Source organism: Rhodococcus sp. P4_B6 (assembly GCF_056402215.1).
Genome location: NZ_JBFUHV010000109.1, coordinates 23089 through 29563, shown reverse-complemented (window position 1 = coordinate 29563; position 6475 = coordinate 23089). Strand labels below are relative to the sequence as shown.

The 6475-nt window shown below is 67.3% G+C and carries 6 protein-coding genes and 1 pseudogene; 6 read left to right on the top strand and 1 reads right to left on the bottom strand.

Annotation, left to right across the window (positions count from 1 at the left end):
* From AC1DWT_RS34570 to AC1DWT_RS34545, 6 genes and pseudogenes are all read left to right on the top strand, one after another.
* A pseudogene (locus AC1DWT_RS34570) lies at positions 1-209 on the top strand (transketolase-like TK C-terminal-containing protein); the annotation flags it as partial.
* Positions 210-284: 75 nt separating this feature from the next.
* Positions 285-1556 (top strand): PucR family transcriptional regulator, encoded by a 1272-nt coding sequence (locus AC1DWT_RS34565; protein WP_012688158.1) that lies wholly within the window; start codon positions 285-287, stop codon positions 1554-1556.
* A gap of 127 nt (positions 1557-1683) precedes the next feature.
* The gene (locus AC1DWT_RS34560; protein ID WP_206012691.1) at positions 1684-2601 is read left to right on the top strand and encodes an ACP S-malonyltransferase; all 918 of its coding nucleotides are present in this window, start codon (positions 1684-1686) and stop codon (positions 2599-2601) included.
* 106 nt (positions 2602-2707) lie between these two features.
* Entirely contained in the window at positions 2708-3019 is a 312-nt protein-coding gene (gene acpM, locus AC1DWT_RS34555) for a meromycolate extension acyl carrier protein AcpM (RefSeq protein ID WP_005247839.1), read from the top strand.
* A gap of 8 nt (positions 3020-3027) precedes the next feature.
* Entirely contained in the window at positions 3028-4278 is a 1251-nt protein-coding gene (locus AC1DWT_RS34550; RefSeq protein ID WP_072946664.1) for a KasA/KasB family beta-ketoacyl-ACP synthase, read from the top strand.
* 96 nt (positions 4279-4374) lie between these two features.
* Entirely contained in the window at positions 4375-5808 is a 1434-nt protein-coding gene (locus AC1DWT_RS34545; RefSeq protein ID WP_072946663.1) for an acyl-CoA carboxylase subunit beta, read from the top strand.
* Positions 5809-5874: 66 nt separating this feature from the next.
* Here the strand turns inward: AC1DWT_RS34545 and AC1DWT_RS34540 are convergent, their stop codons facing one another.
* On the bottom strand, positions 5875-6384 hold the full coding sequence (locus AC1DWT_RS34540) for a DUF3145 domain-containing protein (RefSeq protein ID WP_072946662.1): 510 nt from the start codon (positions 6382-6384) through the stop codon (positions 5875-5877).
* Positions 6385-6475 lie beyond the last annotated feature (91 nt).

The following is a 6475-nucleotide window of genomic DNA, read 5'->3' as shown; positions in this document are numbered from 1 at the left end:
GCACCGACGGGTTCGGGTTCTCCGACACCCGCCCCGCCGCCCGCCGGTACTTCAACGTCGACGCCGAATCCATCGTCGTCGCCGTCCTGTCCGCCCTCGCCGGCGAAGGCACCCTCGACCGCTCCAAGGCCGTCGAAGCCGCCACGAAGTACCGCATCGACGACGTCCGCGCCGCCGCCGTCTCCTACACGGATACCGGAAGCGCGTAACGCCGCCATCCTCACCCACCGCCGCCCGTGTGTCCGTCGGACAACACGGGCGGCGGTGCGCGTAGGTTCTTGACTATGGTCGAGCAGAGTCCGTTGGTCTCCCGCAGACGACAAACCCGGGATCCGTTGCCCGACGCACTGTTGCGTCGCGTCAAACAGTTCTCCGGGCGCCTCTCGACCGAGGCCGTCACGACGATGCAGGATCAACTGCCGTTCTTCGACGACCTCGACGCCGCTCAGCGTTCCAACGTGCAGTTGCTGGTCCAGACCGCGGTGGTCAACTTCCTCGAATGGCTGAAGAACCCGGACAGTGACATCCGGTTCAGTCTGGACGCGTTCCAGGTGATTCCGCAGGATCTGGCACGCAGGCTCACTCTCAGCCAGACGGTGGACATGGTGCGGGTGGCGATGGAGTTCTTCGAGCAGTGGCTCCCGGCGCTCGCCCGTAACGACCAGCAGCTGATCGCGCTCACCGAGGCCGTGCTGCGGTACGGCCGCGAACTGGGTTTCGCAGCTGCCTCCGTGTATGCGAGTGCTGCGGAGTCCCGCGGCGCCTGGGACACGCGGCTCGAGGCCCTCGTGGTCGACGCCGTGGTCCGCGGCGACACCGGGTCCGACATGTTGTCGCGGGCGGCGACCCTCAACTGGGATGCCACCGCTCCCGCCACCGTCATCGTCGGCACACCCCCCGAGGACGAACGGGTCTCCGTCGTCGGCACGGTCCACACCATCGCGCAGAGGCACGGCCGCGCCGCGCTCGCGGTCGTGCAGGGTTCGCGGCTGGTGATGGTCGTCAGCGGCGAGCTGCAGGAGGGGTCGGGGCACTCGAGTTTCATGACCGACCTGCTCGGCAAGTTCTCGGACGAGCCCGTGATCATCGGACCGACCACGCCGACACTCGGCGCGGCTCACTTCAGTGCCGTCGAGGCGCTTGCCGCGATGCAGGCGGTCGCCGGGTGGCGGGGCGCCCCCCGGCCCGTCCACGCGGCCGAGTTGCTACCGGAGCGCGCACTGCTCGGAGACAACGCCGCAGTCACCGCTCTCAACGACCATCTGGTCGCTCCGCTGGCGGCCGCCGGAGGTGTTCTCACCGACACTCTGGACGCGTATCTCGACTGTGGAGGTGCGGTTGAGACTTGCGCCCGGCAGCTGTTTGTTCATCCAAATACTGTGCGGTATCGACTCAAGAGAATCGCCGAAGTCACCGGGCGCGATCCGACGAATCCACGGGATGCGTATGTGCTCAGAGTGGCCGCTACCGTGGGTCGATTGACACATTCCCATAACGAACCCATATCACGTTTAACACCAGTCACACCCTTCCCATTCGGAGAAGCAGGGCTGTAACGAACGTCTGTCCAGATTCGATGCGAGGACCCCACGTGCAATTTTGTGGGAACCCAACAAATCCGCCGACAAAGGTTCATCCGCAACGACATCTCGCGGTACGCCGTTGACGGTGTTCTCTTGAAGAGTGATTTCGTTGCTCGCCCCGGGTCAGGGCTCTCAGACTCCCGGCATGCTCATCCCTTGGTTGGAGCTGCCGGGTTCTCATGACCGTGTCGCACTGTGGTCGAAGGCTGCCGGCCTCGACCTCGTCCGCCTCGGTACCACCGCGACCGCGGAGGAGATCACCGACACGTCGGTGACTCAGCCTCTCGTCGTGGCCGCCGCGATCCTCGCCTTCGAGGAACTCGACGCGCGTGGCCTGATTCCCGCAGACACCATCGCGGCCGGGCACTCCGTCGGTGAACTCGCCGCAGCGGCAGTCGCCGGAGTCCTCTCCGCCGACGACGCCGTCGCCCTCGCCGCCGTCCGCGGCGCGGAGATGGCCAAGGCCTGCGCACTCGAACCGACCGGGATGTCCGCGGTCCTCGGGGGCGACGAGGCCGAGGTGCTCGCCCGACTCGACGAACTGGGCCTCGAACCGGCCAACCGCAACGCCGCGGGCCAGATCGTCGCGGCAGGCCTGCTGTCGGCGCTCGAGGAACTCGCAGCCAACCCGCCGGAGAAGGCTCGGGTGCGTGCACTGCCCGTCGCGGGCGCGTTCCACACCCGGTTCATGGCTCCCGCGCAGGAGGCCGTCACCGAGGCTGCGTCCAAGATCACACCGGGTGAACCCACCCGCACTCTGCTCTCCAACGCCGACGGCGCACCGGTCGCATCCGGAGCCGACGCACTGACTAAGCTGGCCGCGCAGGTAACCCGACCTGTGCGTTGGGACCTGTGTACCGCAAGCCTGCGGACCGCTCAGGTCTCGGCGATCGCGGAACTTCCACCAGCCGGAACCCTGGTCGGTATCGCCAAGCGTGAAATGCGCGGCACGCCGACTCTGGCACTCAAGACCCCGGGGGATATCTCCGCGCTAGCCGAACTGACAGAACTCGGCTAGTTTGCTGCGCGCACCTCGGTGCGTGCAGGGCCCGCAGGCGCGGCCGATGGGGACGTGCCTGCACAACTCCAGATACATCTACACCGAATCAGAAGGGAGCCACTCAGTGGCCGCCACCCAGGAAGACATCATCGCCGGACTCGCGGAGATCATCGAGGAGGTCACCGGTATTGAGCCGTCCGAGGTGACCATCGAAAAGTCTTTCGTCGACGACCTCGACATCGACTCCCTCTCCATGGTTGAGATCGCCGTCCAGACCGAGGACAAGTACGGCGTGAAGATCCCCGACGAGGATCTCGCCGGACTGCGCACCGTCGGTGACGCCGTGTCGTACATCCAGAAGCTCGAAGCAGAAGGTGGCGCCGACGCGGAGGCCGTGAAGGCCAAGCTCGAAGCTGCCAAGAACGACGAGGAGTGAGCTCAGCCGTGACTTCCGCCTCGACCAACGGGAGACAGTTCCCCAACATCGTCGTCACCAGCCTCGCGGCTACGACGTCGATCGCTGGTGACGTGGATGCCACGTGGAAAGGCCTGTTGGCCGGCGAGAGCGGCATCGACACCATCCAGGAAGCGTTCGTCACGGAGAACGACCTTCCGGTGACGATCGGCGGCAAGCTGAAGGTGTCGCCCGACGAGTCCTTGTCCCGGGTCGAGATCCGCCGGATGAGTTTCGTCGAGCGGCTGGCGCTCGTCCTGGGCCGTCAGGTCTGGGAGAACGCCGGCAGCCCGGAGGTCGACAAGGATCGCCTCGGCGTCGTGATCGGCACCGGACTCGGCGGCGGCGAAGCTCTGATCGACGCCGTCGAGAAGATGAAGGCCGGTGGCTACCGCAAGGTGTCGCCGTTCGCCGTCCAGATGGTGATGCCCAACGGTCCGTCGGCCACCGTCGGACTCGAACTGGGGGCTCGCGCCGGAGTGATCACTCCCGTGTCGGCCTGCTCCTCGGGTTCCGAGGCCATCGCCCATGCGTACCGCATGCTGGTGATGGGCGACGCCGACATCATCGTCGCCGGTGGTGTGGAGGGTTACCTCGACGCCGTGCCGATCGCGAGCTTCGCGATGATGCGTGCGCTGAGCACCCGCAACGACGATCCGAAGGCGGCTTCACGGCCGTTCGACAAGGATCGCGACGGCTTCGTGTTCGGTGAGGCCGGAGCGATGATGGTCCTCGAGACCGAGGAGCACGCCAAGGCTCGCGGTGCCACCATCCACGCCCGCCTGTTGGGCGCGGGGATCACCTCCGACGGGTTCCACATCGTCGCTCCCGATCCCTCGGGTTCGGGCGCTGCGCGGGCCATGACGAGGGCGATCGAGACTGCTGGATTGACGAAGAAGGACATCCAGCACATCAACGCGCACGCCACGGCTACGCCGATCGGTGACACCGCCGAGGCGAACGCCATCAAGGCTGCCGTCGGCAACCATGCTGCGGTGTACGCACCGAAGTCCGCGTTGGGGCACTCGATCGGCGCCGTCGGTGCGCTCGAGGCGGTGCTCACGGTCCTGAGTCTGCGTGACGGAGTCATTCCGCCCACGCTGAATCTCGAGAATCAGGATCCAGAGATCGACCTGGATGTCGTCAAGGGCGAAGCCCGTTACGGCGAGATCGATTTCGCGATCAACAACTCGTTTGGTTTCGGTGGGCACAACGTCGCGCTCGCCTTCGGCCGGGCCTGACAGCCGGTCCTGCTAGATCGCGGGTGGAGACCCCTTCGCTGAAGGGGTCTCCACCCATCGACAGCCCACGAGGGGCCCGCTACAGAGGAGGACGCGATGACAATCCTGGCACCCGCGACGAAGTCCGATGCGTCGATCGATCCGCGCGATCCCCTTGCGCGCCTGGAGAAGCTGTTCGACGCCGGGACGGTCGTCCCGCTCCATCCGCGTGACAAGTCCGGTGTGCTGGCCGCGTCCGGCAACATCGACGGTGTCCGCACCATCGCCTACTGCTCCGATGCCACCGTCATGGGCGGCGCCATGGGTGTCGAGGGCTGCAAGCACATCGTGACGGCGATCGATACCGCCCTCGCCGAAGATGCCCCCATCGTCGGGCTCTGGCACTCGGGTGGCGCGCGTCTCGCCGAGGGCGTCGAGGCCCTGCACGCCGTCGGACTGGTCTTCGAGGCCATGGTCCGCGCGTCCGGCCGCGTCCCACAGATTTCCGTCGTCCTCGGCTTCGCGGCCGGTGGTGCGGCATACGGTCCCGCGTTGACCGACGTCGTCATCATGGCGCCCGAGGCCCGCGTGTTCGTCACCGGACCCGACGTGGTCCGCAGCGTCACCGGCGAGCAGGTCGACATGGTGTCGCTCGGCGGCCCCGACACGCACACGAAGAAGTCGGGTGTGGCGCACATCGCCGCCCACGACGAGGGTGACGCTCTGCACCGGGCACGCCGCCTGGTGTCCATGTTCTGCGAGCAGGGCGAGTTCGATCAGGCCGCGGCCGCGCACGGCGACACCGATCTCCGCGCGCTCATGCCGGAGTCGGCGAAGCGCGCCTACGACGTCCGCCCGATCGTTCACGAACTTCTCGACAACGTCGAGGGTGAGTCGAGTTTCGAGGAACTGCAGGGCAATTACGCCCGCAGCATCGTCACCGGGCTCGGACGCCTCGGTGGCCGCACCGTCGGTGTCATCGCCAACAACCCGCTCCGCCTGGGTGGGTGCCTGAACTCGGAGAGCGCCGAGAAGTCGGCTCGCTTCGTCCGGCTGTGCAACGCGTTCGGCATCCCGCTGGTCGTGGTCGTGGACGTTCCGGGATACCTCCCCGGTGTGAGCATGGAATGGGAAGGCGTCGTGCGCCGCGGAGCCAAGCTGCTCCACGCGTTCGCCGAAGCCACCGTGCCCCGGGTGACGGTCGTGACCCGCAAGATCTACGGCGGCGCCTACATCGCCATGAACTCCCGCGCTCTCGGCGCCACCGCCGTCTACGCGTGGCCCGACGCCGAGGTCGCAGTCATGGGCGCGAAGGCGGCCGTGGGCATCCTGCACAAGCGGGCCCTGGCCGCGGCGCCGGAAGAAGAGCGGGAGGCCCTGCACGAGCGACTGGCCGTCGAGCACGAGAGCATCGCCGGCGGCGTCGACCGTGCCGTCGCGATCGGTGTGGTGGACGAGGAGATCGACCCGGCCAAGACGCGCAGTGTCGTCACCGCGGCCCTCGCCGCCGCCCCCTCCACCCGCGGCGACCACAAGAACATCCCGCTGTGATCTGAGCATTGATCGAGAGAAGGCCCCCACCGGCGGTGGGGGCCTTTTCGCGTCCGTGTGCGGGTGTCAGCCGACGTCGCGGCGCAGCCAGGTGACCTCGGCGCCTTCGCCGCCGCTGCGGAACGGCTCGAGCGCCTCGTCCCAGGCGGTTCCGAGGGCGTAGTCCAGTTCGGTGGCGATGTCACCGCCGGCCTCCATCAGTGCCCGCAGACGCATCTCCCCCACGACGACATCGCCGTTCGCGCTGGTGGATCCGTGCCACAGACCCATGCCGGGCACGTGGCTGAACCGTTCGCCGTCCACGCCCTCGCTGGCGTCCTCGGTGACCTCGAAGCGCAGCATCGGCCAGGCGCGGAGCGCATTGACCAACCGCGAGGCGGTGCCGACGGGCCCCACCCAATTGGTGGTCGCGCGCAGGACGCCGTTGGAGGCCGGCTGCGAGGTCCATTTCAGGTTCGCTCGGCAGTCGAGGGTCGCGGTCAGCGCCCATTCGATATGGGGGCACAACGCGGCGGGCGACGAGTGGATGTAGACAACACCAGCCGTCACGTCCGCGAACTGATTCAATGCGCGCACTCGAGCCTCCTGCTTCGACGAGGGACGTCTTCCCCAACGGCCTCAGTCGGTGTGTGCAGCACGCTCGGTTGACCAGTGTGCCCTGTGATGC